Source organism: Stappia sp. ABD4_338, assembly GCF_056312175.1.
Genome location: NZ_CM149982.1, coordinates 1,390,048 through 1,415,026, shown reverse-complemented (window position 1 = coordinate 1,415,026; position 24,979 = coordinate 1,390,048). Strand labels below are relative to the sequence as shown.

Sequence of the window (24,979 nt, the reverse complement as noted above, 5' to 3'; positions counted from 1 at the left end):
GCTGCCCTGCTTCCATGACGAGGAGATTAACAGGCGATCGAGCGTGGCGCGTCAGCTTCGCACGTCCGCCGGCCGCCTCAGGTCCTCCATGCCCGACACATACTGCAAGGCATGGCACTTTCCGGCAGCCTTCGCGGCATACATAGCCACGTCGGCCCGTCGCATCAGCTCAGCCGGATCGCCACCATCAAGGCTTGTGGCATGGCCGATACTGGCGCTGACATGAAACTCGCGCTCTCCGACGATAAAGGGAATGGACAGCGCGTCGATCACCTGCTGCGCCAGAATCTGTGGCGGCTGGGCCTGCACTTGCGCCAGGGCGAACTCGTCGCCGCCAAGCCGGCCGATTGCCGTAAACTGGTCCGCAAAGCCGGCGAGACGCACCGCGACGGCGGAAATGAGCAGGTCGCCGACGGCGTGCCCATAGGTGTCGTTGACCTTCTTGAAGCCGTCGAGATCCAGCATGTGCAGCGTGAGCGGGCTCTCCGGCGAAACCTCTTTTGCGAGTGTGTCCAGGGTTTCAAGAAACCCGCCACGGTTCAGCGCTCCGCTCAGCGGGTCCCGCTTTGCCTCAAGTTCGGCAGCGGCCGCGATACGGCGCAGGCGCGTGGTTTCCACGGCACCCGCCGCAAGCACCAGAAGCAGGAACACGACCAGTGTCGCACCCGCGACAAGGAGACGCGGGCGGTTATGCTCGAACACCTTGTCTCCCGGCTTCCGGCTGGGCCAGGAAAGGTAACCGATCCGTTCGCCGTTCGGATCCTTCAGCTCGAGATTGAGCATGTCGGGCATTCTGGTGCCGCCGATACCGAGCGAGACGATCTGGTAGTCGCGACTGATCAGTTCGAGGACGTTCTCGTCGATCGCCTTCATCAGGATCAGAACCGGCATCTCTTCGTTGGTCGGCTCGACCGAAAACGGCTTCATGGTCATGGCGGCGAAGGCAACGACCATGTCACCGATCCGCAGGAGGCTCGCCACCGGCCTGTCGCTGGCCTGGGCCCGCGCCGCCTGTTGCGCGATCATCCGACCGGCCGCACCGGAGGGGGTGAATTCGGATCCCTTGATGTAACTGGCGATCAGGGAAAGGTCCGTCGCGAGAACCACGACCCCGTCGTAAAGAGGATAGGCTGCGCTGGGAGCGCCCCAGTTGTCGCGAATCCATACGCCTGCCTCGCTGCCGAGCGCGGCGTTATAGGCCTCATCCCAGACCGCATTGTCCTGAGCAGTGAGCGAGAGACGACGCTGGAGCGCGCCGATCGCGGCCGAAGCGGCGGCCATCGCCCGTTCGTCGTCGATACGGTTGGCGGTCTGGCGCATCGAGACGACCACGCTCGTCACGATCAGCACCAGCGCGAGCGCGACGGCAAGCACCAGTCCGGTACCACCGACGATGGACCAAATCTGCCCGCGCGTGACGCGCGGGCAGGATCCGGGGCGCACAAACGTGTTCCCCCCGGACGTATCTGCCCCCATGCCTGTCAATCCGCGTGCCACTCATGGTTCCGCTTTGGCCCAGACGCGCACCTAAGCACGCCCCTGCGGCAGTTCCGACTACCCCTGCCATTTTTGCGTAGCACGAATCGCGGGGAGTCGCAGCTTTCTTGCGAAAGTTGAAAGAGAAGATGGCCGTAGCGTTACCGGCGACTAAACACGGCCCTGATGTGCGGAATGACGCGCGCGCCCTTCACCACCTCATGGGGTGTTGCCTCCTCCCGAAAGAAGCCGAGCGCATCGAAGCGGGCGAGTTCCTGCGGTGTCAGGGGCCAGGGTGGACCGTCGACCTTGGTCCCCTCCGGTCGCGTGCGCGTGATCACGAGCAGCCGACCACCCGGCGCCACGAGCCTTGCAAGGGCGGGAAACGCGGTCGCCCGCAGCGCGCCGTCCAGCGCCTGCAGGGTGTAGCACTCATGCACGAGGTCGAAGTGACCGTCCCACTCGGCGGGCAGATTGAAGAGATCCGCCGTCCGGTAATCGACAGCACTTTCGGGAAACCGCTCGCGTGCCCACGCAACGGCCTCCGGCGCAAGGTCGAAGGCCGTGGTTCTGTACCCGGCGCCGGCCAGTTCCTCCGCATTGTCGCCAAGCCCGCACGCCACATCGAGGGCCCGGCGTCCCTCGCCCGGATTGTCGACGAGCCAGTCGCTCAACGCCTGCTTGGGTGCAAGGTCCGCCCAGGGCACGGCGGCCGCATCACGCGCTGCACTCTCATAGACGGCACGAAACCAGGCGGAGCGGTCCTCCCGCTCTCCCCCCTTGGCACCCGTGATCGAATCGAGCCGGTCGCGGGCGAGATCACGCCTGGCCAGGAAGCCGGGTGTTCCAGGACCTCCACCGGCCAGCCCGGGCGTCCGCTCGCCGTTCATCCCCTGCCCGTTCGCCCTGGGCACTCCCCGCCTGCGATCGCTCATGCCTTGCGCTCCCAACGCCCGGTTTCCGCTTGCTGCCAGTACGTGAGTTCGTGTCCCTCGCCCTTGAGGCGCTTCCAGTGTTTCCGCGCGTCGGAGACAGCCTCCGGATCGGAGCCGTCGAACAGGAACACTCCTCGGGTGAACGACGAAAGGTCGCCAGGGACCGCACGGTCGACAAGGAAGCGGACCGTCGCGCCGTTCGGCGTGTCCTGGCCGTCGGTGAGATACACCGGCTGCATCGCCTCGCGGCCATCGGCCGAGGTGCCATGCGGCAGAAAGGCGTCGTCGCGATAGGACCACAACAGCGAATCGAGCGCGGCGCACCGCTCGCTCGAACCGGTCTGCACCACGACGCGCCAGTCGCGCTGGAGACAGGTCTCGAGCAATCCGGGCAACACCTCTTCCAGCGGGCGCAGCGTCAGGTGATAGAACAGCACCTCGGTCATGGCATTCTGTTTTCCCGCTTGGTCAAAGGGTTAGGTAAGGAATAGCTCCCCATCGGGATCTCGTCTGCGGCATGCATGCAACACGGGTTTGCCGAAATGTCGCGCGTCCGTGTTCCGGCTTTGCTTTGGAAAGGATTCACGATTAACGGTTTCCCAACTTCGGCCGGGCAGGCTCTGCCCGATACGACCCAGACGCGCCCCGCGCAGGATTTCGGGACACCTTCATGGCGAATGCCGCGTGACGGTAGTCGCCTTCGGAAGACGGGGCAACGGGAGAGCTTTAGAGATGGCGCTGCGGATTGCTTTGTTCTTCGGACTGGTGCTTGGACTTGCCGGTGTGACCACGGCCATGGGAACCGTCGTCGTCGAGCCGGCAGGCGCATGCACCGGCGCCTACAAGGCCTGCTGATACGGGACGTCCCGCGTCCTTCCGCCCCGCTTTCTTCAGGAAACGGCGTCAGGCGAGAACGAAAAAACCCGCCTTCCGGCGGGTTTTCTTTTGTCGGCAGCCTCCTTCCCCCGAACGGTGCTCCGCCAGGGAAAGGAGGCCGGAGCGGGCCTCAGCCCTCGTAGTTGTCGCGCACCAGTCGGTCGAGCAGCCGCACGCCGAATCCCGACGCCCAGGTCTTGCTGATCTCGGTCTTGGGGCTGCCCATGGCCGTGCCTGCCACGTCGATATGCACCCACGGCACATCATTGACGAAACGCTGAAGGAACTGCGCCGCCGTGATCGAGCCGGCCGTGCGTCCGCCGGTGTTCTTCATGTCGGCATTCGGCGTGTCGATGAGCTTGTCGTATTCCTTCGACAGCGGCAGGCGCCACACCTTCTCTTCGCTGGCAAGACCCGCCGCCGTGAGGCGCTCGGCCAGTTCGTCGTTGTTGGAGAAGATGCCCGCGTGCTGATTGCCGAGCGCAACGATGATGGCGCCGGTGAGCGTCGCGAGATTGATCATGAAGGACGGCTTGAAGCGGTCCTGCGTGTACCAGAGCGCGTCGGCGAGCACGAGGCGGCCTTCCGCGTCGGTGTTGATGATCTCGATCGTCGAGCCCGACATGGCGGTGACGATGTCACCGGGACGTTGGGCCTTGCCGTCGGGCATGTTCTCCACGAGGCCGATGACGCCAACGGCGTTCACCTTGGCCTTGCGCGCCGCAAGCGCATGCATGAGGCCGGTCACGGCGGCCGCTCCGCCCATATCCCCCTTCATGTCCTCCATGCCGCCGGCCGGCTTGATCGAGATGCCGCCGGTATCGAAGACGACTCCCTTGCCGACGAAGGCCACCGGGGCATCGTTCTTCTTGCCGCCGTTCCAGCGCATGATGACGAGACGCGGAGGCATCTCCGACCCCTGGGCGACCCCCAGAAGCGCATTCATCTTGAGCTTCTTCATCGCCTTTTCGTCGAGCACCTCGACCTCGACGCCGAGTTTCGTGAGCGCCTCCGCGCGCGCCGTGAACTCGAGCGTGGTGAGGACGTTGGCCGGCTCGTTGACGAGATCGCGCGCAAGCAGCGTTCCGTCGCTCACGGCATCCGCATCGGCGAAGGCCTTCTTCGCGGCCTTGGCGTCCTCGAGCGAGATGTCGATCCGTGCGGCCGTGGCCGGCGTGTCGTCGTCGCTCTTGGTCTTGTACCGGTCGAACGTGTAGCCGCGCAGCTTCATGCCGACCGCGAAGGCGGCCGCGAACTCGGCCGGAATCTCCCCGGAGGGGGTCTCGAGGCAGACATGGGCGGAGGCCGACTTTCCAACAGCCCCCATCACGATTCCGCCGAGCGTGCTCCAGTCCGTCTCGCCGAGACCCGCGATATCCTCGTCCTTGCCGAGACCGATCACGATCAGCCGTTCGACCTCGAGGCCGGCGGGGGCGAGAATATCGAGAACACCACGCGCCTTGCCGGTGAAGTTGCCGGCGGCGGCTGCACGGGCGAGAACGCCCTCGCCCGCGCCAAGCACGGCTTTCGCCTGGGCGCCAAGCGCCAGTGTATCGTCGACGAACAGCACCGCGACGCCCTTGGTCGGCACGGAGACCTTTGTGAAACTGATCTTGGGAAGCAAGACGGACCCCTCGTTCTGAAGTGTGGGACACGGGCAGGTCTGGTGCCCGTCCCGGAAAAAGGATGGCGATTCGCCCGCTCCGGCCTCGCGCGCGGCAGGCTGGATGTCGCCAGCCCGCGCGGCGGTCGCCGGTAAACGGCCGCTCGTGTTCCTAGAATGGTGCTCCTTTGCGCCTGCGGCAAGCGGCTCACCGCTAATTCACCGTTAACCCTTTTTCTTGGCCAAACATTTACCTAAACTCGCGCTTAATCGGGCGGAACGGACCCCTGCTCCGGCCGGTCGCCTTCTGTGCGGCACGCGGGACCCCTCCCGGTCCCGGCCCCCGGCAGCGGGGATGCCGGAAACGGATGCCATCAACCGGCACCGAATGAACGGGCGCCACGAGAAAACCGCAAGCGGGAACGACACGGTCGTTTCATGCGACATGGACCAACGACGCGGCCGGAACCGGTACGGGGCTGATGACCACTTTCGAGCGCTACGTCCTCAGACGACTGATGGCCGCGTTCCTGATGACGCTCGGCGCTCTTGCCGGCATCGTCTGGGCGACGCAGGCCCTGCGCCAGCTTGACCTGGTGACCGCCAAGGGCCAGACCATCGTCCAGTTCGTCGGCATGACGCTTCTCGCCATGCCCTTTCTCGCCCAGGCGATCGCCCCCTTTGCCCTGCTGATCGCGGTGATTCTGGTGCTCAACACGCTGTCGAACGACAGCGAGCTCATCGTCATCAACGCGTCCGGGGCCTCTCGCGCGGTTCTGGTTCGGCCGGTGATCGTCTTCTCCCTCGCCGTCAGTCTTCTGTGCGCCTGCCTGACGGTGGCACTGGCACCCATGGGCCTTGCATCGCTGCGCGACGAGATCACCAAGGTTCGCGTGGACCTCGTGGCGAATATCGTTCGCCCCGGCCGCTTCATCGGCATCGAGGAAGGGCTGACGTTCCACATCCGCAACCGGGCCGGCGACGGCCAGCTCGACGGACTTCTGCTTCACGACGAGCGCGACCCGGACACGATCTTCACCTATGAAGCGGCACGCGGGCGCATCGTCGAGGCGGCGGGACGGACGCTACTGATCATGCAGGACGGTACCATCCAGCGGCGTGCGCGACGCACGGGCAGTATCTCCATCGTGCGGTTCCAGTCCTATGCCTTCGACCTGTCGAACATGATTCCCTCCGAGACCGCGGTCACCTACAAGGCCAGCGAACGCCCCACCCTGTCGCTTCTGTCGCCCGCCCCCGATGATGCCTACGCCAAGGCAAACCGGGGCCAGTTGCTCGCCGAGTTCCACGACCGGCTGAGCCAGCCTCTCTATCCCCTCGCCTTCGGTCTCATCGTCTTCGCCATGATCGGCCAGCCCAAGACAACGCGCCAGAACCGCTCCATGGCCACCATTGCCGCAATCCTCACCGCCATGCTGGTACGGGCCGCCGGCTTCGGACTCGTAACCATCGTACCGGGGGTACCGGCCGTCTGGCCCGCCCTCTACCTGTTGCCGCTCGCGGCGTGCGGCCTCGCCGCCTGGGCCATCGCGCGGGGCCGCCCGCCGCGTTGGGTCGGAGCGCTTGCGCAGGCGGGCGAGTATGTCGTGGAGAGGGTCGAAACCCTCGTCGCACGGCTTCAACGCCGCATCCAGGGAGGCGCCGCGGGATGATCGGGACCGCAAGCCGCACCGGCACGACCCTCGCCGTCTATTTCGCCATGCGCTTCGTGTGGGCGATCCTGGGTTTGTTCCTGCTCACCACCGCACTCATTTTCCTGTTCGACCTGCTCGAACTGCTGCGCCGCACCAGCGGCGAGGCAGGTGCGGGGCTCTTCCGCGTTGCCCTGATCTCGCTGCTGCGCGTGCCTCAACTCATGGAGCAGGTGCTGCCCTTCGCCGTGCTCTTCGGCGCGATCGCCGGGTTCCTGGGGCTGTCGCGCAAGCTGGAACTTGTCGTGGCACGCGCCGCCGGCGTGTCGGTATGGCAGTTCATCGCACCGGCACTGATCGTGGGAATCACGATCGGCCTTCTCGCCGTCACGCTCTACAATCCGCTGGCGGTGGTCTTGCGAGACCAGTCGGATCGCGTCGCCGCCGGCCTGTTCGGACGCGAACAGAACTTCCTTCTTCAGACAACGGGCGAGATCTGGCTGCGACAGGACGGCGCCGATGGGGAATCGGTCCTGCATGCCAAGCAGATTCTCGATGGTGGCGAACGCCTCTTCGGCGTCACGCTGTTCACCTTCGGCCGGCAGGGAAGCTTCACGCGCCGCATAGAGGCCACGGAGGCCCGGCTCGCCGACCGCGCCTGGCAGCTCGACGACGCCACCATCTACACGACCACGGGCGATCCGGAGCACCGCGACACGCTGGCCGTATCCACCTATCTGACTCCAGCCGAAGTGCGCGAAAGCATCGCGGCACCTGAATCGATCGGGTTCTGGGACCTGCCCCGCGTCATAGAACTCTCCCGCAGGGCGGGTCTTCCGGCCTATCGGTATTCGCTTCAATACCAGACACTTCTCGCAAGGCCCGTGCTTCTGGCCGCGATGGTTCTGATCGCCGCCTGCGTTTCCCTGAGGGTTTCGAGGATGGGCGGACTGGGCGGACTGATTCTGGGTGGAATCCTTGCCGGGTTCGTGCTTTACGTTCTCTCGGAGCTTGGCAAGGACCTGGGCGGCGCGGGAATCGTACCGCCCTTTCTTGCGGCGTGGGCGCCAGGAGTGTTTGGAGTATTGATGGGGATCACGATCCTCCTGCATCTGGAGGACGGCTGATGAGCTCGGCCGAACTTCCGGACATGGTGACGACATCGGCCTCCCGCGTGTGGGCCGGCGTGAGCCTGCGTGCGCGCTGCTCCGCCCTGCTGCGCGGCACCGCTCTGGCCGGCCTTGCGCTCGCCGTGCTCGGTGTTTCCGGGGCGGTGGTTTCCTCCCACGCCCAGTCCGGCCTCACGGATCAGCTTGCCGGTCAGGTCGACCCGGCCGAGCCGCTCCTGCTCGAAGCGAACGAGCTGCGCTACGACTTCGATCGCGACATCATTTCCGCCGTCGGCAACGTGCAGATCTACTATGGCGACAACACGGTGGAGGCCGACCGGGTCGATTTCGACCGTCGCCAGAACCGCCTGCGCGCCACGGGCAATGTCCGTCTGACCGAGCCCGGCGGAAACGTCGTCCGCGCTGCGTCCATGGACCTGTCCGACGACCTGCGTGACGGTTTCGCGGCCCAGCTTCAGCTCGACACGCCCCAGCGCACCCGCTTTCTCGCCGAAAGCGCCAAGCGCGAGGCGGGCAACCGCACCACGTTCAACAACGGCGTCTACACGGTCTACACCTCGCCGAGGAACCCGCCGGACAAGCCGCCGCTGTGGCGCATTCGCGCCCAGACGATCGTGCACAACCAGGAAGAAAAGACGATCGAGTTCGAGAAGGCCTCCCTGGAGTTCTTCGGCCGGTCTCTCGCCTATCTTCCCTATCTGTCGATGCCCGATCCGTCCGTCAGGCGGAAGTCGGGCCTCCTGACGCCGTCCGCAGTCTTTGGCGACCGCGTCGGCGCGGGCGTGCGCATCCCCTATTACTTCGCGCTCGATCCGAGCTACGACCTGCTTGTGACCGCGACACCCCTGACCAAGCAGGGTGTGCTCGGCCAGGTCGACTGGCGCCAGAAGCTGATCGACGGATCCTACTCGATCCACGCGGGCGGCCTGTTTCAGGCCCAGCCTGGCGAATATTCGACCTCGAGCGGCAATCGCCGCTTCCGTGGCGTCATCGCGTCCCAGGGCGATTTCTTCATCAACGACCGCTGGAAATGGGGCTGGGATCTCTCCTGGCGCACCGACCGGGCGTTCCTGAACGACTACAGCTTCGCCAAGTTCGGCAACGCGAGCGATGTGTCCCAGCTCTACATGACGGGTCAGAGCGAGCGGAACCGCTTCGACATGCGCGCCTACGCCTTCCGCATCTCGCAGGAGGACTATTCGGCCGCGCCGGCGCTGAACTCGCCCAACGGCTTCCTGCCCGTGGGCAGCATGTTGCAGGACAAGCAGCCCTTCGTGCACCCGGTCGTTGACTGGAACTACATCTTCGAGGATCCGGTCGCGGGCGGCGAACTGTCGCTCACCGGAAACCTGACGAGCCTGACACGACAGCGCACCGATGCCATCAGCATCGGTGGCGTGGACCGGTTCCGCGGTATCGAGGGCACCTTCACGCGCACCTCGCTGCGCGCTGACTGGCGTTCGACGATCACCGATCCGCTCGGCCAGGTCTTCACCCCCTTCGCCTATGTGAAGGGTGACCTCTATTTCCTGGCCTCGCAGGATCGCAACGTCAACTCGCTGACCGGCGAATCCGTCGTCGGCCGCATCATGCCGGCCATCGGTCTCGACTACCGGTTCCCGTTCATCGGCACCTTCGAGGGCGGCAACCAGATCATCGAGCCCGTCGCGCAGATCATCGTGCGCCCCAACGAGGGGCGCATCGGCGAGTTGCCCAACGATGACGCCCAGAGCATCGTCTTCGACTCCACGACGCTGTTCGAATACGACAAGTTCTCCGGCTTCGACCGGTCGGAAGGCGGCACGCGCGCGAACGTCGGCCTGAAATACAGCGTCCAGTTCGACGACCTGTTCAACGTCTCCGCCCTCTTCGGCCGTTCCTTCCATCTCGCCGGGACGAACTCGTACCGCACGCCCGACATTCTCGGCGCGACGACGAGTTCCGGCCTCGAAACGGGTTCGAGCGACTACGTCGGCAGCGTCTACCTCGACACGTTCCAGGGCTTCCGCCTCGGCGCGCAGGGGCGGTTCGACGGCAAATCGCTCGCCATGCGCCGCGGCCAGGTGGAGGCAACGGGCATCTACGGTCCGGTCACCGGAAATCTGGCGTATGCCTATCTCTCCTCGCAGCCCGCGCTCGGCATCACCACGCCGCGCGAGGAGATCATCGGCTCGGCCAGCCTGCGCCTTCAGGAAAACTGGCGCCTCTTCGGCTCCATGCGCTACGACCTGCAGCGCAAGAACACCGTCCGCGACAGCCTTGGCATCGGCTACGACGACGAGGGCTTCTCCATGTCCTTCGCCTATGCCGAGGACCGCAGCCGCAACAACGGCCAGACGACGGACCGGATGTTCTTCTTCCGCTTCGGCCTGCGCACCATCGGCGACACCGAGTTCTCCAGCTCTGCCGACAACTGATCCGTCCGCCCACGCGCCCAAGAGGCGACGCCGGACGATTTTTGGCCGTTTTCCGGTGGCATGGCATGATCCTGGACACCGGACGGCTTGACGCGGCCGCCACGGGCGGGGACCCTGCGTCAGGCTTGAGACCGGCCACGGCGGATCCGTCCGTCGCCAAATGAGACCGCTCCTTGCGACACGGCCCGACATGGCGTCGGGATCGTCTGGGAGCGCAACTGGAAGTTCGAGATGATCCGTTCGACATCTTGTTCCGCGCGGGCGGGCAGGTCGGGCGAGACCCAGGGGGAAACTATGAGTGCACTGCGCTGGATGGCCGTCGTCGCAGCCATGGTCTTCGCGATCGGCGTGGCGGGCTCTCCCGTCGAGGCACAGACGTCGATCAAGGTCGTCGTCAACGGCACGCCGATCACCACCTATGACATCAGCCAGCGGGCCAAGCTCCTGCGCCTGACCACCGGGCGTGGCGGTGCCGCCGCCCGCCGCGCGGCACAGGAGGAGCTGATCGACGAGCAGCTCAAGAAGGCCGAGGCATCCCGGCTGCGGATCAGCGTATCCAAGTCGGACGTGGACAACGCCTATGCCAACATCGCGCGCCGCGTGAAGCTCTCCACCAGCCAGCTCACCCAGGCCCTTCGCCAGTCGGGCATCAGCCCCGACACGCTGCGCGACCGCCTTGAGGCCGAGATCGGCTGGACCCAGATCCTGCGTGCCCGCTTCCAGCGCGACGTCCAGATTTCCGAGGCCGACATCATCGCAGCCCTCCAGCGCAAGGACGAGAAGAACCGCAGCACCTCGATGGAATACAGCGTCCGCTCGGTGATCTTCGTCGTGCCCGGCAAGGCGTCCAACGGACAGAAGGCGCAGCGCAAGCGCCAGGCCGAGCAGTTCCGGTCCCGCCTCACGAGCTGCGAGCAGGCGGACGCGCTGGCGGAGGAGTATCGCGAGGTCGTGGTGATGCCCGTGCGTACGCGCCTCGAGACCGAGGTCCCCGCCCCCATTCGCGAAGTTCTGGAGAAGACTTCCGCTGGCAAGGCCACCCCGCCCCAGCCCGCGCAGAAGGGGTTCGAGCTTCTGGTCCTTTGCAACAAGCGCGAGATCCAGTCCAACGCCGCCGCGCGCATGGAGATCGAGGACGAGCTGCGCAACAAGGAGGGCGAGCAGATGAGCCGCCGCCTGCTGCGCGAGATGCGTTCGCGCGCCATCATCGACTATCGCTGATCCCATGCGCACCAGTCGCCGCCCGCTCGCGGTCACCCTGGGAGAGCCCGGCGGCATCGGGCCGGACGTGATCCTTGCCGCCTGGTCGGAGAGGATCGAACGCGCGTTGCCCCCCTTCTATGTGATCGGCGACGCCCCCTTCCTTGCCGCACGCGCGGCACGGCTGGGGCTCGATGTGCCCGTCGTCGAGACGGACGCGGACAAGGCCTGCGAGCTTTACCCCGATTCGCTGCCGGTGGTTCCCCTCAGCCTGCCGCCGATCGCCGACCGCCCGGGCATCGCCGATCCGGAAACCGCCGGACACGTGATCGCATCCATCGAACGGGCCGTCGCCGACGTGACCGGCGGCATCGCCGATGCGCTGGTCACCAGCCCGATCAACAAGAAGGCGCTTTACGACGCCGGTTTCGCCCATCCCGGACATACGGAATTCCTGGGCGAGCTGGCCATGCGCGCCGGCAGCCCGCGGAGCTTTCCCGTCATGCTGCTCGCCGGCCCGGACCTGCTGGTGGTTCCTGTGACGGTGCATATTCCGCTGTCGCAGGTGCCGGAGGCTCTCACCAGCGAACTGGTGATCGACGTGGCGCGCATCGTGCACAAGGACATGATCGAGCGCTTCCGCATCGCGAACCCTCGTCTGGCGCTTGCCGGGCTCAACCCGCACGCGGGCGAGGACGGCGCGCTTGGAAAAGAGGATGCCGCCGTCATCGCTCCAGCCGTTGCCGCCCTTCGCGCCGAGGGCATCGACGCGCGCGGCCCCCTGCCCGCCGACACGATGTTTCACGAGGAGGCCCGCGCCACCTATGACTGCGCGCTGGCCATGTATCATGACCAGGCACTTATTCCGGCCAAGACGCTCGCCTTTCACGAGGCGGTGAACGCAACGCTCGGCCTGCCCTTCGTGCGGACCTCTCCCGACCACGGGACGGCGCTGGAAATTGCCGGGGCGGGGACCGCACGCGCCGACAGCTTTTCCGCCGCTGTGCGGCTGGCCGCCGTGCTTGCCGATCCCGGCCTTATCGCGTGATCCCCGTTTCATGAGCCAAATCGACACGCTTCCGCCCCTGCGCGAGGTCATCCGCACCCACGAACTGCAGGCGAAGAAGGCGCTTGGGCAGAACTTTCTGCTCGACCTGAACCTCACGCTGCGCATCGCCCGGACCGCCGGCGACCTGTCGCAGACCACCGTTCTGGAGGTCGGCCCGGGTCCGGGCGGCCTCACCCGGGCGCTTCTCGTCGCCGGTGCCAAGAAGGTCGTGGCGGTGGAGAAGGACCCGCGCTGCCTGCCGGCGCTTGCCGAGATCGCGGCCCATTACCCGGGCAGACTCGAGGTGATCGAGGCCGACGCGCTGACGCTGGATCTTGCCGGCATCGCGGAGGGCGGACCGCTCAAGATCGTCGCCAACCTGCCCTACAACGTCGGCACCCAGCTCCTGCTGAACTGGATCACACGTCCCGTGTGGCCACCGGAATGGCAGTCGCTCACGCTGATGTTCCAAAAGGAAGTCGCCGAACGCATCGTCGCCTCGACCGGCGACAAGGCCTACGGCCGGCTTGGCGTGCTCGCCGGATGGCGCTGCCATTCGACCATCGCCTTCGACGTCGGCCCCAAGGCCTTCACGCCCCCTCCCAAGGTCACATCGGCCATCGTGCACCTCACTCCACGCGAGACACCGCTCGCGGTGGACCTGAAAGCGCTGGAGCGCGTCACGGCCGCCGCCTTCGGACAACGGCGAAAGATGCTGCGCGCAAGCCTCAAGGCGCTTGATCCCGATGCGGAGAGGATCCTCGAGGGTATCGGCATCACGCCGACACGCCGCGCCGAGGAGCTGGACGTCGCCGAATTCGTGCAGGTCGCAAACGCCTTCGCCAGGGGCTGAGACGCCCCGCAGACCTCCCCTGCCCCTCCGGCGCACACCCGATGGTCCACCCGCGCTCTGTTTGTCATCCCTGCGAAGGCAGGGACCCAGTATCCCCGAACGGTCATGTGTGTCCCGTGCCGAGCCTCCGGCGTCACCCCGGGCAAGGGCCGACGGCCCGCGACCCGGGGCCCATTGGTGCCCTCGGTCGGAACGGAAAGGACCACTCGGGACCGGCAGGGAAACGACCAGTCAAACAACCGGTGTCACATGCGGGCAGGTGGATTGGGCCCCGGATCTCCGCTGCGCTGCGTCCGGGGTGACGACAGGGGAAGACCGCACCGCCTTGGCCTAGCATGCCGCCGGCCCCGCTCTTCACCGTCACACCTGCCCTCCGGCGTCACCTCGGGCAGGCCTCCCCGATGGTCCACCGCGCTCTGCCTGTCATCCCTGCGAAGGCAGGGATCCAGTATCCCCGAATGGTCATGTGTGTTCCCGGCGGAGAGCTCCCCTGCCCCTCCGGCGTCACCCCGGGCAAGGGCCGACGGCCCGCGACCCGGGGCCCATTGGTGCCCTCAGCGAGGATGGAGAGGTTTCAGCGGATACGGCAAAGATGGGAAGCAGCGGAACCAGATAGCCGAAAGCGACAGATACGCGGTGTCAGCTCTCGCCGGTCTCGCGCTTGAGGTCGCTCACCATGCCGTCGATGAAGGCGCCGATCGCCGGGCTGCGCTCGCGCTTGAGCCGCTCCGCGCGCAGGATCGCGCGCGCCCCCTCGAAGGCACGCTGCAGGTCATCATTGACGATCACATAGTCGTACTGCGACCAGTGCTTCATCTCGCCGACAGCGGTCTTGAGACGCCGCTGGATGATCTCCGGCGTGTCCTCGGCGCGCCGGTGAAGGCGCGACTTCATCTCGGCGATGGACGGCGGCAGGATGAAGATCGACACCACGTCCGGGCGCACCGCCTCGTAAAGCTGGAAGGTGCCCTGGATGTCGATGTCGAACAGCACGTCCTGGCCCGCCGAAAGCGCTTCCTCGACCGGATCGCGCGGCGTGCCGTAGAAGTTGCCGTGCACCTCGGCCCATTCCAGCAACTCGTTGCGGTCACGCATCTGCTCGAAGCGGTCCCGGGAGATGAAATGGTAGTGAACGCCGTCGATCTCGCTGGTGCGGCGCGGACGCGTGGTCACCGAAACGGAGAGCTTGAGATTGGTCTCCTGGTCCAGAAGCTGGCGGGCGATGGTGGACTTGCCCGCGCCCGAGGGTGAGGACAGCACTAGCATCAGGCCGCGCCGGCTCGCCTCCGCCTCATCCGCCGTGACGACGGTTCCATGCATGTCCGTGGTGGCGGCACCAGCCATCGCAGTCACTCCAGGTTCTGGATCTGCTCGCGCATCTGGTCGATGACGGTCTTGAGCTCCAGACCGATGGCGGTCAGCTCCGTGCCGTTCGACTTCGAGCACAGCGTGTTGGCCTCGCGGTTGAACTCCTGCGCGAGGAAATCGAAACGGCGCCCGACGGGCCCGCCCTTGTCGAGAAGCGCCCTTGCCGCCGCCACATGGGCGACCAGCCGGTCCAGCTCCTCGCGAATATCCGCCTTGGTGGCAAGCAGCGCGGCTTCCTGGTGCAGGCGCGCCGGATCGAGCCCGGCCCCCGCCTCCATCAGCGCCGCCACCTGGGCCGACAAACGGGCCCGGATCGCATCGAGGCTGCGACAGGGCGCATCCTCGGCCTGCTGCGTGAGATCCGCAATGGTTGCAAGCTGTCCGCGCAGAACCGTCTCGATGGCGCGCCCCTCGCTGGCCCGCATGGCGCAAAGCGCGTTCAGCGCTTCACCGAGGCCCTCCAGAAGCGCGGTCTCAAGTGCCTCGCGTTCCGTCTCGTCCTCTTCCGGCTCCTTCCAGTCGATCACGCCCTTTTGCGCGAGAATCGCTTCCAGCGCCACCGGAGCGGCATCGGGAACATGGGCACGGATCGCCTCCAGCGAGGCCAGCACCGCATTGAGCCCTGTCTCGTTGACCTGGGGAACGAGGTCGCCCTGCCCGCGCTGATAGGAGAGGTTTACGGAGACATTGCCACGTGACAGGCGCCGGGAGACGATCTCGCGCACCTGGGTCTCGATGGACTCAAGGCCACCGGGAAGCCGCAGGCGAACGTCGAGGCCCTTGCCGTTGACGGAGCGCAGTTCCCATGTCCACCGCGCGGCTCCCAGCGCCCCCTCGGCGCGTCCGAAGCCCGTCATGCTGTTGAGCGCGTCGACTGCTGCGGTCCCGTGTGTCTCGCCTGTCATCCCCTGCCCCGGTCTGGCGGGCCGACCGTGCACGACCGGCCCTTCGCGTCAGTTCGCCGATCCGTTTCCTGACGGCGGCGCCTGCTCGTTCCGCTGCTGCTCGGCACGGCGCTCACGCTCGATCTTGCGCCATTTCGCGACGTTGCGCTGATGCTGCTCGTAGGTCTCGGCGAAGACGTGCCCCCCCGTTCCGTCGGCAACGAAATACAGGTCCTTGGTGCGCGAGGGATTGGCCACCGCTTCCATGGATGCCCGGCCCGGGCTGCCGATCGGTCCCGGCGGCAGGCCGTCGATCTGATAGGTGTTGTAGGGGTTGGGCTTGTCCATGTCGGAGCGCGTCAGGGCCGAGCGATCGCTGGTCCATGCCTTGCCGCCATGCAGGCCGTAGAGGATCGTGGGATCCGACTGAAGCCGCATACCCCGGCGCAGGCGGTTGACGAAAACGCCGGCGACCCGCGGGCGTTCATCGGCGCGCGCCGTTTCCTTTTCGACCACGGAGGCCAGGATCACAAGCTCTTCCGGCGTCTCCACCGGCAGGCCATCGGTCCGCCGCTCCCAGATCTCGGCAAGCGCCTTCGTCTGGGCCTCGATCATGTCGTCGACGATCTCGCGCCGGGACATGCCGCGCGTGAACGTATAGGTCTCTGGCAGCATCGCGCCCTCGGGCGGGATTTCGTCGATGGTGCCGATGAGAACGGGATGCTCGCGCACGCGCTCGATGATCTGGGCGCTCGTCCACCCTTCCGGAATGGTGAGCGTGTGGTAGACTGCCTTGCCGCTGACGAGGTCGTTCATCACCTGGCGCATCGTGCTGCCCGGCTCGAACGCATATTCGCCCGCCTTGAGCTTGGCGGCATTCTTGTAGATCTGAACGCCGCCCCAGAAGACGAGGCTGTCGGAGATGACGCCTTCACGCTCCAGCCGGTCGGCGATCGACTGCAGGCCGGACCCCGACGAGATCAGGACGGTCTTTTCCTCGGCCAGCGGACCGGGCGCGTCGAATTCGCCCTTGCCCCAGTAGAGCAGGCCGCCGACGCCGATCACACCGAGCACGGCGAGCGTCAGGATCGCGTTGATGACGATGACGAAGGGATTGCGCACATGGCGCGAGCGCACCGGGGGCTGGGGCCCCGGCTCGGGCTGGATGGCCTCGCGCGGGCTCTTGGGCTGGGGACGGTAAGGGGCCGTCTCCTGCTCATTGCCATGGTCGGGATCTTTGGGTGGCGTCTCGGTCATGGGTCCCGTCGGTCAGCTCGATCGAGGAAAGGTTTTCGCCAATTGCCGTGCAATTGTGGCCAAACCGCGAAGAGTGGCGTCCGGGCCGCCCGGCCTCGACGAGCCGGGCGCCACAAGACGAAATCCAGGTCGTCAGGCGACCTTGCGGAACACCAGCGAGGCGTTGGTGCCTCCGAAGCCGAAGGAGTTCGACAGCGCCGTATCGATGGTCATGTCCTTGGGCGTGTTCGGAACCAGGTCGATCTCCGTCTCGACGGACGGATTGACCAGGTTGATCGTCGGAGGCGCCTTGCCGTCACGCATGGCCAGAAGCGAGAAGATGGCCTCGATGGCACCCGCCGCGCCCAGCAGGTGGCCGGTCGACGACTTGGTGGACGACATGGTCAGCTTTGCGGCCGCATCGCCGGCCAGCCGCTGCACCGCGCCGAGCTCGATCTCGTCGCCGAGCGGCGTGGACGTACCGTGGGCGTTGACATAGTCGATGTCGCCGGCGGTCATACCCGCACGCTTCAGCGCCGCCTGCATGCAGCGGAAGGCGCCGTCGCCGTCCGAGGACGGTGCGGTGATGTGATAGGCATCGCCCGAAAGCCCGTAGCCGATCACCTCGCCGTAGATCTTGGCGCCACGCGCCTTGGCCCGCTCGTACTCCTCGAGCACGACCACGCCGGCGCCCTCGCCCATGACGAAGCCGTCACGACCGGCGTCGTAGGGGCGCGAGGCCTCCTGCGGACGATCGTTGAACCCGGTGGACAGCGCACGCGCGGCGGCAAAGCCCGCCAGCGCAAGGCGGCAAACCGGAGACTCCGTGCCGCCGGCGACCATCACGTCGGCATCGTCCAGCGCGATCAGGCGCGCGGCATCACCGATGGCGTGGGCGCCCGTCGAACACGCGGTCACGACCGCGTGGTTCGGTCCCTTGAGGCCGTGACGGATGGAGACGTAACCGCCGGCGAGATTGATCAGCCGGCCGGGAATGAAGAACGGGGAGACGCGACGCGGTCCCTTGTCGCGCAGGACATGGGCGGTCGCCTCGATGCCCTGCAGGCCGCCGATGCCCGAGCCGATCAGCACGCCAGCGCGATACTGCTCTTCCGGGGTCTCGGGGCTCCAGCCGCAATCGCGAATGGCCTGCTCGGCGGCGGCCATGGCGAAGACGATGAAGTCGTCGACCTTGCGCTGCTCCTTCGGGTCCATCCAGTCGTCCGGATTGAACGTACCGTTGGAACCGTCGCCGCGCGGGATCTGGCAGGCGATCTGACAGGCGAGGTCATCGACCTCGAAACTCGTCACGCGGGACGCGCCACTTTCGCCCTTGAGAATCCGGGCCCAGCTCTCCTCGACACCGCACGCCATTGGCGTGACCATGCCGAGGCCGGTTACGACTACTCGCCTCATCACAAACCTGCATCTGGACGCACCGGGCCGAAGACGAAAGCCCTGGCCCGGTGCGAGAAAAACCGATTAACCGGCGTTCGCCTCGAGGAACTTCACGGCATCGCCGACCGTCAGGATGGTCTCGGCCGCATCGTCCGGAATTTCCACGCCGAACTCTTCCTCGAACGCCATGACCAGCTCGACGGTGTCGAGGCTGTCGGCGCCGAGATCGTCGATGAAGCTGGCCTCCATGACAACCTTCTCGGCGTCCACGCCGAGGTGCTCGATGACGATCTTCTTTACCCGATCCGCGATGTCGCTCATTTCAGATTCCTCGATTGCTTACACGATGTTAGCTCGTTCAGCGCTTGGCGCCGTACCTCGTTACCCGATCCTCGGAACGTGGTGAATGGAGATCCAGCCCGTGCCTGTTCCGCCGTGACACCCATCGTCCGCAGGGAAAGGCCCGCCCGAGCGCCGAACTGTCGTGAACGGGTGTGCTGGCCGGCGGGTTCGTAACACACTTTACCAGCCTTGACCAGTCGGCGTGCCACCACGCCGGACCCCACCCGAACCGATCACGGTCTCGCGATAATTCGCGAGTTAAATCATGGCCATGCCGCCGTTCACATGCAGCGTTTCGCCGGTGATGTAGGCCGCCTCGTCGCTGGCCAGGAAGAGGGCGGCCGAGGCGATCTCCTCCGCACGGCCCAGACGACCGGCCGGAACGCTTCCAAGGATCGAATCCTTCTGCTTGTCGTTGAGCGCTCCGGTCATCGGCGTCTCGATGAAGCCCGGCGCGATCGTGTTGACGGTAATGTTGCGCGAGGCGACCTCGCGCGCCAGCGACTTCGCCATGCCGATCATGCCGGCCTTGGCGGCGGCATAGTTGCCCTGCCCCGGGTTGCCGGTGACACCGACCACCGAGGCAATGCCGATGATGCGGCCCGAGCGGCGACGCATCATGCCCTTGGTCGCGGCGCGGCAGAGACGGAAGCCTGCGGTCAGGTTGACCTCGATGACGTCGTCCCACTCCTCGTCCTTCATGCGCATGAAGAGATTGTCGCGGGTGATGCCGGCGTTGTTGACTAGGATGTCGAGACCGCCCATGGCCTCCTCGGCCGCGGGAACCAGCGCATCGACCGCGGCGCGGTCGGAGAGGTTGGCGGCCACCACATGCACGCGCTCGCCCAGATCCTCGGCCAGCGCCTGGAGCTTTTCGGCGCGGGTGCCGGAAATGGTCACGGTGGCGCCCTGTGCATGAAGCGTGCGGGCGATCGCCTCGCCGATGCCGCCGGTCGCGCCGGTCACGAGCGCGGTCTTGGAAGTCAGATCGAACATCTTGAAAGGTCCTCTTTCGGAAACCGTGATCCTGCCGCTCCCGTATCAGGCGGAGGCGAGCTTTTCCATCAGTGCGTCAATGTCGTCCGGCGAGGAGACGGCAACGCCGCTCACGCCCGGGGCAATGCGCTTGACCATGCCGGTCAGCACCTTGCCGGTGCCGATCTCGAAGGCGGTCGTCACGCCGGCCTCGGCCATCCACAGGATGGATTCGCGCCAGCGCACCGTGCCGGTCACCTGCTCGACGAGCCGGCGGCGAATCTCGTCCGGATCGCTCACCGGCCCCGCGAGCACATTGGCCACCAGCGGAACCGCCGGCGCCTTGAGTTCGACGTCGGCAAGCGCCGCCGCCATGGCCTCGGCCGCCGGCTGCATGAGGCCGCAATGGAAGGGCGCGCTGACGGGCAGCAGCAGGCCACGCTTGGCACCGCGCCCCTTGGCGATCTCGATGGCCCGCTCGACGGCCGCCTTGTGGCCGGAGACCACCACCTGGCCCGGCGCGTTGTCGTTGGCCGCCTGGCACACCTGGTCGCCGGCGGCTTCGGCGGCGACTTCCGCCGCCGTCTCGAAGTCGAGCCCAAGAAGGGCCGCCATGGCGCCCTCGCCCACCGGCACCGCCTGCTGCATGGCCGTGCCGCGAATGCGCAGCAGCCGCGCCGCATCGCCCACCGAAAGCGACCCGGCGGCGGCAAGCGCGGAATACTCACCCAGGGAATGGCCCGCCACATAGGCGACGGAGGCCTTGAGATCGAGGCCCCGCGCCTCGGCCACCCGCATGGTGGCGAGGCTGACGGCCATGAGCGCGGGCTGCGCGTTGGCGGTCAGCGTCAGTTCGTCCGAGGGGCCGTTCCACATGACTTCGGAAAGCTTCTGCCCGAGCGCGTCATCCACCTCCGCGAAGACCTCGCGCGCTTCCGCGAAGCGCTCGGCAAGGTCATGGCCCATGCCGACCGTCTGGCTGCCCTGGCCGGGAAAAGTGAACGCAAAGCTCATGCGACGTCTCCACCAATATCGTTCGCCGGCGGCCCGTGCCGGCGTGCATCATGCTTCGAAGCTGGCCGCAATGACACGGGCAGCGCCCCGCCTGTCAAGGTCGAAGGGTCAAAAAACGCCGCGTTTGCGGTGCAAAGCCTTGCGCGGGACGCGAACTGGTGTATAAGCCGGGCCTCGTTCGGAACTCTGGCCGGGGGCTGAACGGAAGGCTGTCCGAAAGGATGGCAGGAGGGCAAGCGTGCTTCTCCGACTTCCCGTGTCTCCGCCTTCGAAGTTGCTTCGTTCGCCTTTCATGAAGGCTCGAAGAGGCTTGGCGCCGGGTTTCGGGGAAGATGAACCACTGGAAAGGCAGACCTTCATGCCGCTTTACGAGCATGTGTTCCTGGCACGCCAGGACGTCTCGGCCCAGCAGGTCGAGCAGATGGTTGAGCAGTACAAGGCCCTGATCGTCGAATACGGCGGCAGTGTCGGCAAGGTGGAGGCCTGGGGCCTTCGCACCCTCGCCTACCGCATCAACAAGAACCGCAAGGCTCACTACACGCTGATGAACCTGGACGCCTCCCCGGCCGCCGTGGCCGAGATGGAGCGCCAGATGCGCATCAACGAGGACGTGCTGCGCTTCATGACCCTCAAGGTCGAGGCCCACGAGGACGAGCCCTCCGCGATGATGCAGAAGCGCGACCGCGACGACCGTCGCGGCGGTCGCGGTGACCGTGGCGATCGCGGTGGCCGTGGCGAGCGCGGTGATCGTGGTGACCGCGGCGATCGCGGTGACCGTGGCGGCCGCCGCTTCGGCGACGAATAAGAAGTCAAGGAGAACATCCAATGGTCGATATCGCCCAGCTTCCGACGCGCCGTCCCTTCTTCCGCCGTCGCAAGACCTGCCCGTTCTCCGGCGCCAACTCGCCGAAGATCGATTACAAGGACATCCGCCTTCTGCAGCGCTACGTTTCCGAGCGCGGCAAGATCGTGCCGAGCCGTATCACGGCCGTGTCCGCCAAGAAGCAGCGCGAGCTCGCGCGTGCCATCAAGCGCGCCCGTTTCCTCGGCCTGCTGCCCTTCGTGATCAAGTAAGAGCACGAAGACAATCGGCTGGGGTCGCCGCCACCGCGTGCGACCCCTAACCGCGTCCTGGACGCGGGACAGACGACAAGGAACATCGACATGCAGATCATTCTTCTCGAGCGCGTCGCCAAGCTCGGCCAGATGGGCGAAGTGGTGAAGGTGCGCGACGGCTTCGCCCGTAACTACCTTCTGCCGCAGGGCAAGGCGCTTCGCGCCAACAAGGCCAACCTCGCCCGCTTCGAGAACGAGCGCGCCCAGCTCGAGGCCCGCAACCTCGAGCGCAAGTCCGAGGCCGAGGCCGTCGCCAAGACCCTCGACGGCGAGACCTTCGTGGTCATCCGTCAGGCCGGCGAGACCGGTCAGCTCTACGGTTCCGTGTCCACGCGCGACATCGCCGACACGCTGACCGAGGGCGGCTTCTCGTGCTCGCGTTCGCAGATCCGTCTCGACAAGCCGCTCAAGACGATCGGCATGCACACGATCATCGCGCTCCTCCATCCGGAGGTCGAGGTCGAGATCACGCTCAACATCGCCCGTTCGCAGGACGAGGCCGAGCGCCAGGCGCGCGGCGAGGATCTCACCGCCCGCGACCAGGAGAGCTTCGAGTTCGAGGAAGACGAAGAGCTCGAGGGTGACGACGAGGGCGAGACCGAGGCCGAGGACGGCGAGACCGTCGCCGAGGAGTCCGAGGAAGAGGCTCTCTGAGCCCCTCCCCCTCACGAAATTGAAGAAGGCCCCGTCGGCGATCCGGCGGGGCCTTTTTCGTGGTCAGTCATGCCGGCTTTCGCTAAACCGCGCCTTGCCAAGCCGCCCCTTCAGAATCGCGTCACGACCGTTGCGCCGACACCCTGGAAGCTGTCCATCGCCATCAGCGCGGGAATCGATTCCTCCAGGCTGATTTCCCGCCCGACAAGCCGCTCCGGCGCGATCCGGCCCGACAGCACCAGCGCCAGCATCGCGTCATAGCGATGCGCCTGCATCCCGTGACTGCCGAGGATTTCCAGTTCGTCGGAAATCACCTTGCTCATCGGCACGCGCGGCGTGGCCTGGTCGTCCAGCATCAGCCCCACCTGCACATGCCGGCCGCGCTTGCGCAGGCAGCGGATCGAGTTGAAGCAGGTCACCGGATGGCCGAGCGAATCGAGCGACAGATGCGCCCCGCCCCGCGTCAGTTCCGCGATGGCACCCGGCACGTCGTCCACCTCGGCGCCATTGATCGTGTGCACCGCGCCAAGCGCGCGGGCGAGATCCAGCTTGTCCCGCGCGATGTCGACGGCGATCACATTGGCTCCCACGGACTGGGCGATCATCACCGCGGAGAGGCCGACGCCGCCGCAACCATGCACCGCCACCCATTCGCCGGGCGTCGCCCGCCCCTGGTCGACCACCGCGCGAAACGACGTGGCGAACCGGCAGCCGAAACTGGCGGCGGTGGCGAAATCGACGCTTTCGGGCAGCGCCACCACGTTGAGGTCCGCCTGATGGATGGCCACGAACTCCGCGAAGGAGCCCCAGTGGGTAAAGCCGGGCTGGGTCTGGTTGTGACACACCTGCTGGTGACCGGCATGGCATTCCGGGCAGGAGCCGCAGCCGCTGATGAACGGCACCGTCACCCGGTCGCCCACCTTGAAGCGGGTGACACCGGCGCCCACGGCCTCGATCACGCCGGCCAGTTCGTGCCCGGGGACATGGGGAAGCTCGATATCGGGATCATGTCCCATCCAGCCGTGCCAGTCGCTTCGACACACGCCGGTGGCGCGCACACCGATCACCACGCCGTCGCGGTCCGGCACGGGATCCGGCAGGGTCGCGATCTTCGGGGCGGAGGCGAAGGTTTCGTAGAGAACGGCTTTCATGGGATCGTCCTGGGGCTCGCACGTTGTCCGACGGCCTCTCTTTCCAGCTTCCGCGACCGCGCGCAAGCATCACCCGTCACCGGCGCGTCATGTCGCGGTGCTATCGACACGCCCGTACGCCGGCGACCGCTTTCGCCCGCCGGCTTCGACCCGCAAACTTATCCGGCGACCCCAGTGGTCGCCGTTTCTTTTTGGCGACACACATGCGCGGATTTTGCCCGCCCGCCCTCACGCTCGCCGGTTCCGGCCATTTCCCCGTGATCTTCACGCGCCGATCCGCTATGAGGTGCGGGCCCTCCGGGGCTTTCGACCTCACAACAAGATGCAGATTGGCAAGATGACCGGATTCAAGTCGGATTTCCTGAGGACCCTGAGCGAGCGCGGCTTCATCCACCAGATGTCGGATGAAAGCGGGCTCGACGATCTCCTGCGGAACGAGACGGTCACGGCCTATATCGGCTACGACCCGACGGCGCCCAGCCTGCACGTCGGTCACCTGATGCAGATCATGATGTTGCACTGGTTCCAGGAAACGGGACACCGGCCGATCTCGCTGATGGGCGGCGGCACCGGCATGGTCGGCGACCCCTCCTTCAAGGAGGAAGCCCGCAAGCTCATGACCGTGGACATGATCGAGGACAACATCGCCTCGATCAAACGGGTCTTCTCCAGCTACATCGATTACGACAAGGGCCCGCTCGGCGGCGGCCTGATGATCAACAACGCGGAGTGGCTTCGCCCGCTCAACTACCTCGAGTTCCTGCGCGACGTCGGGCGCCATTTCTCGGTCAACCGGATGCTGTCCTTCGACAGCGTGAAGACCCGGCTCGACCGCGAGCAGTCGCTGTCGTTCCTCGAGTTCAACTACATGATCCTGCAGGCCTACGATTTCGTCGAACTGGCGAAGCGCTACGACTGCCGGCTGCAGATGGGCGGCTCCGACCAGTGGGGCAACATCGTCAACGGCATCGACCTCGGCCACCGCATGGGCACGAAGCAGCTCTATGCGGTAACCTCGCCGCTTCTGACCACGGCCTCGGGCGCCAAGATGGGCAAGACGGCCTCGGGCGCGGTCTGGCTCGATTCCGGCCTGCTGTCGGTCTATGACTTCTGGCAGTACTGGCGCAATGCCGAGGACGCCGACGTGGAGCGCTTCCTGAAGCTCTTCACCACCTTGCCGCTCGACGAGGTCGCGCGTCTTGCCGCCCTTGGCGGATCGGAGATCAACGAGGCCAAGAAGGTGCTCGCCACCGAGGTCACCGCGATCCTGCACGGCCGCAAGGCCGCCGAGGAGGCAGCCGAGACCGCACGGCGTGCCTTCGAGGAAGGTGCGCTGGCCGATGGCCTTCCCACGGTCGAGATCGCCCGGTCCGAGCTCGACGCGGGGCTCGGCATGCTCGCCGCCTTCGTCACGGCGGGCCTTTGCGCCTCCAACGGCGAGGCCCGGCGCCAGGTGAAGGGCGGCGGCTTGCGCGTCAACGACATGGTGGCCCAGGACGACAAGCGGATGCTCGGCACGGATGACCTCGTCGAGGACGGCGTCATCAAGCTCTCGCTCGGCAAGAAGAAGCATGTGCTGTTGAAAGCCGTCTGAGAAAAGCCCGGCAAACCCTTGAAAACATGAACGGGCGGCCTTTGGCCGCCCGTTTTC

General features: G+C 66.2%; 23 protein-coding genes. 11 read left to right on the top strand and 12 right to left on the bottom strand.

Translation table 11 applies throughout. From position 1 onward, the window contains the following. Window positions 1–51 precede the first annotated feature (51 nt). From ACYX4S_RS06515 to ACYX4S_RS06505, 3 genes are all read right to left on the bottom strand, one after another. Window positions 52–1,476: a diguanylate cyclase domain-containing protein gene (locus ACYX4S_RS06515; protein ID WP_476362301.1), complete on the bottom strand. Its 1,425-nt coding sequence runs from the start codon at window positions 1,474–1,476 to the stop codon at window positions 52–54. A 161-nt stretch (window positions 1,477–1,637) separates the two neighbouring features. Next, entirely contained in the window at window positions 1,638–2,411 is a 774-nt protein-coding gene (locus ACYX4S_RS06510) for a class I SAM-dependent methyltransferase (protein WP_476362300.1), read from the bottom strand. After that, window positions 2,408–2,857, bottom strand: coding sequence for a DNA polymerase III subunit chi (locus ACYX4S_RS06505; protein WP_476362299.1), 450 nt, complete (start codon window positions 2,855–2,857; stop codon window positions 2,408–2,410). The genes ACYX4S_RS06510 and ACYX4S_RS06505 overlap by 4 nt, the downstream gene beginning before the upstream one ends. A 286-nt stretch (window positions 2,858–3,143) precedes the next feature. Between ACYX4S_RS06505 and ACYX4S_RS06500 the strand changes: the two genes are divergently transcribed. Beyond that, on the top strand, window positions 3,144–3,266 hold the full coding sequence (locus ACYX4S_RS06500; RefSeq protein ID WP_293718574.1) for a hypothetical protein: 123 nt from the start codon (window positions 3,144–3,146) through the stop codon (window positions 3,264–3,266). 151 nt (window positions 3,267–3,417) lie between these two features. Here the strand turns inward: ACYX4S_RS06500 and ACYX4S_RS06495 are convergent, their stop codons facing one another. Further along, window positions 3,418–4,911 carry a leucyl aminopeptidase gene (locus ACYX4S_RS06495; protein WP_476362298.1) on the bottom strand — a complete coding sequence of 498 codons (1,494 nt, stop codon included), beginning with the start codon at window positions 4,909–4,911 and terminating at the stop codon, window positions 3,418–3,420. A gap of 461 nt (window positions 4,912–5,372) precedes the next feature. Between ACYX4S_RS06495 and lptF the strand changes: the two genes are divergently transcribed. The 6 genes from lptF to rsmA all read left to right on the top strand — a co-directional run bounded on the left by lptF (window position 5,373) and on the right by rsmA (window position 13,190). Beyond that, entirely contained in the window at window positions 5,373–6,563 is a 1,191-nt protein-coding gene (gene lptF, locus ACYX4S_RS06490) for an LPS export ABC transporter permease LptF (RefSeq protein WP_476362297.1), read from the top strand. Then, window positions 6,560–7,669, top strand: coding sequence for an LPS export ABC transporter permease LptG (lptG, locus tag ACYX4S_RS06485; RefSeq protein ID WP_476362296.1), 1,110 nt, complete (start codon window positions 6,560–6,562; stop codon window positions 7,667–7,669). The genes lptF and lptG overlap by 4 nt, the downstream gene beginning before the upstream one ends. After that, window positions 7,669–10,089 carry an LPS-assembly protein LptD gene (locus ACYX4S_RS06480; protein ID WP_476362295.1) on the top strand — a complete coding sequence of 807 codons (2,421 nt, stop codon included), beginning with the start codon at window positions 7,669–7,671 and terminating at the stop codon, window positions 10,087–10,089. Before lptG ends, ACYX4S_RS06480 begins: the two co-directional genes overlap by 1 nt. A 294-nt stretch (window positions 10,090–10,383) precedes the next feature. Continuing rightward, complete coding sequence (locus ACYX4S_RS06475) at window positions 10,384–11,310, top strand: SurA N-terminal domain-containing protein (RefSeq protein WP_476362294.1); 927 nt, start codon at window positions 10,384–10,386, stop codon at window positions 11,308–11,310. A 4-nt stretch (window positions 11,311–11,314) separates the two neighbouring features. Beyond that, window positions 11,315–12,337: a 4-hydroxythreonine-4-phosphate dehydrogenase PdxA gene (gene pdxA, locus ACYX4S_RS06470; protein WP_476362293.1), complete on the top strand. Its 1,023-nt coding sequence runs from the start codon at window positions 11,315–11,317 to the stop codon at window positions 12,335–12,337. 10 nt (window positions 12,338–12,347) lie between these two features. After that, window positions 12,348–13,190, top strand: a complete 843-nt coding sequence (gene rsmA / locus ACYX4S_RS06465; RefSeq protein ID WP_422069025.1) for a 16S rRNA (adenine(1518)-N(6)/adenine(1519)-N(6))-dimethyltransferase RsmA — start codon at window positions 12,348–12,350, stop codon at window positions 13,188–13,190. A gap of 639 nt (window positions 13,191–13,829) precedes the next feature. Here rsmA and gmk read toward each other — a convergent pair. The 7 genes from gmk to fabD form a co-directional block, all read right to left on the bottom strand. After that, window positions 13,830–14,510 carry a guanylate kinase gene (gmk, locus tag ACYX4S_RS06460; RefSeq protein ID WP_293718626.1) on the bottom strand — a complete coding sequence of 227 codons (681 nt, stop codon included), beginning with the start codon at window positions 14,508–14,510 and terminating at the stop codon, window positions 13,830–13,832. A gap of 29 nt (window positions 14,511–14,539) precedes the next feature. After that, a complete protein-coding gene (locus ACYX4S_RS06455) occupies window positions 14,540–15,463 on the bottom strand; it encodes a YicC/YloC family endoribonuclease (RefSeq protein WP_476362292.1) in 924 nt (307 codons plus the stop codon). Window positions 15,464–15,511: 48 nt separating this feature from the next. Beyond that, complete coding sequence (gene mltG / locus ACYX4S_RS06450; protein ID WP_476362291.1) at window positions 15,512–16,699, bottom strand: endolytic transglycosylase MltG; 1,188 nt, start codon at window positions 16,697–16,699, stop codon at window positions 15,512–15,514. Between the two features lie 132 nt (window positions 16,700–16,831). Next, window positions 16,832–18,094, bottom strand: a complete 1,263-nt coding sequence (gene fabF, locus ACYX4S_RS06445; RefSeq protein WP_293718554.1) for a beta-ketoacyl-ACP synthase II — start codon at window positions 18,092–18,094, stop codon at window positions 16,832–16,834. A gap of 66 nt (window positions 18,095–18,160) precedes the next feature. Then, window positions 18,161–18,397: an acyl carrier protein gene (locus tag ACYX4S_RS06440; RefSeq protein WP_293718552.1), complete on the bottom strand. Its 237-nt coding sequence runs from the start codon at window positions 18,395–18,397 to the stop codon at window positions 18,161–18,163. Window positions 18,398–18,676: 279 nt separating this feature from the next. Continuing rightward, window positions 18,677–19,414: a 3-oxoacyl-[acyl-carrier-protein] reductase gene (fabG, locus tag ACYX4S_RS06435; RefSeq protein WP_293718550.1), complete on the bottom strand. Its 738-nt coding sequence runs from the start codon at window positions 19,412–19,414 to the stop codon at window positions 18,677–18,679. 45 nt (window positions 19,415–19,459) lie between these two features. Then, entirely contained in the window at window positions 19,460–20,407 is a 948-nt protein-coding gene (gene fabD, locus ACYX4S_RS06430) for an ACP S-malonyltransferase (RefSeq protein WP_476362290.1), read from the bottom strand. A gap of 358 nt (window positions 20,408–20,765) precedes the next feature. Here fabD and rpsF point away from each other — a divergent pair, with 358 nt between their 5' ends. The 3 genes from rpsF (at window position 20,766) to rplI (ending at window position 22,177) form a co-directional block, all read left to right on the top strand. Continuing rightward, window positions 20,766–21,212 carry a 30S ribosomal protein S6 gene (rpsF, locus tag ACYX4S_RS06425; protein WP_476362289.1) on the top strand — a complete coding sequence of 149 codons (447 nt, stop codon included), beginning with the start codon at window positions 20,766–20,768 and terminating at the stop codon, window positions 21,210–21,212. A 20-nt stretch (window positions 21,213–21,232) separates the two neighbouring features. Next, a complete protein-coding gene (gene rpsR / locus ACYX4S_RS06420; RefSeq protein WP_293718544.1) occupies window positions 21,233–21,481 on the top strand; it encodes a 30S ribosomal protein S18 in 249 nt (82 codons plus the stop codon). Window positions 21,482–21,571: 90 nt separating this feature from the next. Then, entirely contained in the window at window positions 21,572–22,177 is a 606-nt protein-coding gene (gene rplI / locus ACYX4S_RS06415; RefSeq protein ID WP_293718542.1) for a 50S ribosomal protein L9, read from the top strand. Window positions 22,178–22,287: 110 nt separating this feature from the next. Here the strand turns inward: rplI and ACYX4S_RS06410 are convergent, their stop codons facing one another. After that, window positions 22,288–23,328, bottom strand: a complete 1,041-nt coding sequence (locus ACYX4S_RS06410; RefSeq protein WP_476362288.1) for a zinc-dependent alcohol dehydrogenase family protein — start codon at window positions 23,326–23,328, stop codon at window positions 22,288–22,290. 337 nt (window positions 23,329–23,665) lie between these two features. On the opposite strand from ACYX4S_RS06410, the gene tyrS reads away from it, so the two are divergent. After that, entirely contained in the window at window positions 23,666–24,922 is a 1,257-nt protein-coding gene (gene tyrS, locus ACYX4S_RS06405) for a tyrosine--tRNA ligase (RefSeq protein ID WP_476362287.1), read from the top strand. Window positions 24,923–24,979 lie beyond the last annotated feature (57 nt).

Excerpts from the sequence above, each read along its gene's own strand:
- ACYX4S_RS06500 (WP_293718574.1), top strand. The coding sequence starts at position 3,144 with ATGGCGCTGCGGATTGCTTTGTTCTTCGGACTGGTGCTTGGACTTGCC.
- ACYX4S_RS06510 (WP_476362300.1), bottom strand. The coding sequence starts at position 2,411 with ATGAGCGATCGCAGGCGGGGAGTGCCCAGGGCGAACGGGCAGGGGATG.
- rpsF (WP_476362289.1), top strand. The coding sequence starts at position 20,766 with ATGCCGCTTTACGAGCATGTGTTCCTGGCACGCCAGGACGTCTCGGCC.
- ACYX4S_RS06455 (WP_476362292.1), bottom strand. The coding sequence starts at position 15,463 with ATGACAGGCGAGACACACGGGACCGCAGCAGTCGACGCGCTCAACAGC.
- rplI (WP_293718542.1), top strand. The coding sequence starts at position 21,572 with ATGCAGATCATTCTTCTCGAGCGCGTCGCCAAGCTCGGCCAGATGGGC.
- ACYX4S_RS06475 (WP_476362294.1), top strand. The coding sequence starts at position 10,384 with ATGAGTGCACTGCGCTGGATGGCCGTCGTCGCAGCCATGGTCTTCGCG.
- fabF (WP_293718554.1), bottom strand. The coding sequence starts at position 18,094 with ATGAGGCGAGTAGTCGTAACCGGCCTCGGCATGGTCACGCCAATGGCG.
- fabD (WP_476362290.1), bottom strand. The coding sequence starts at position 20,407 with ATGAGCTTTGCGTTCACTTTTCCCGGCCAGGGCAGCCAGACGGTCGGC.
- ACYX4S_RS06440 (WP_293718552.1), bottom strand. The coding sequence starts at position 18,397 with ATGAGCGACATCGCGGATCGGGTAAAGAAGATCGTCATCGAGCACCTC.
- ACYX4S_RS06410 (WP_476362288.1), bottom strand. The coding sequence starts at position 23,328 with ATGAAAGCCGTTCTCTACGAAACCTTCGCCTCCGCCCCGAAGATCGCG.
- tyrS (WP_476362287.1), top strand. The coding sequence starts at position 23,666 with ATGACCGGATTCAAGTCGGATTTCCTGAGGACCCTGAGCGAGCGCGGC.
- ACYX4S_RS06480 (WP_476362295.1), top strand. The coding sequence starts at position 7,669 with ATGAGCTCGGCCGAACTTCCGGACATGGTGACGACATCGGCCTCCCGC.
- rsmA (WP_422069025.1), top strand. The coding sequence starts at position 12,348 with ATGAGCCAAATCGACACGCTTCCGCCCCTGCGCGAGGTCATCCGCACC.
- ACYX4S_RS06505 (WP_476362299.1), bottom strand. The coding sequence starts at position 2,857 with ATGACCGAGGTGCTGTTCTATCACCTGACGCTGCGCCCGCTGGAAGAG.
- fabG (WP_293718550.1), bottom strand. The coding sequence starts at position 19,414 with ATGTTCGATCTGACTTCCAAGACCGCGCTCGTGACCGGCGCGACCGGC.
- ACYX4S_RS06515 (WP_476362301.1), bottom strand. The coding sequence starts at position 1,476 with ATGGGGGCAGATACGTCCGGGGGGAACACGTTTGTGCGCCCCGGATCC.
- mltG (WP_476362291.1), bottom strand. The coding sequence starts at position 16,699 with ATGACCGAGACGCCACCCAAAGATCCCGACCATGGCAATGAGCAGGAG.
- rpsR (WP_293718544.1), top strand. The coding sequence starts at position 21,233 with ATGGTCGATATCGCCCAGCTTCCGACGCGCCGTCCCTTCTTCCGCCGT.
- pdxA (WP_476362293.1), top strand. The coding sequence starts at position 11,315 with ATGCGCACCAGTCGCCGCCCGCTCGCGGTCACCCTGGGAGAGCCCGGC.
- lptF (WP_476362297.1), top strand. The coding sequence starts at position 5,373 with ATGACCACTTTCGAGCGCTACGTCCTCAGACGACTGATGGCCGCGTTC.
- gmk (WP_293718626.1), bottom strand. The coding sequence starts at position 14,510 with ATGCATGGAACCGTCGTCACGGCGGATGAGGCGGAGGCGAGCCGGCGC.
- lptG (WP_476362296.1), top strand. The coding sequence starts at position 6,560 with ATGATCGGGACCGCAAGCCGCACCGGCACGACCCTCGCCGTCTATTTC.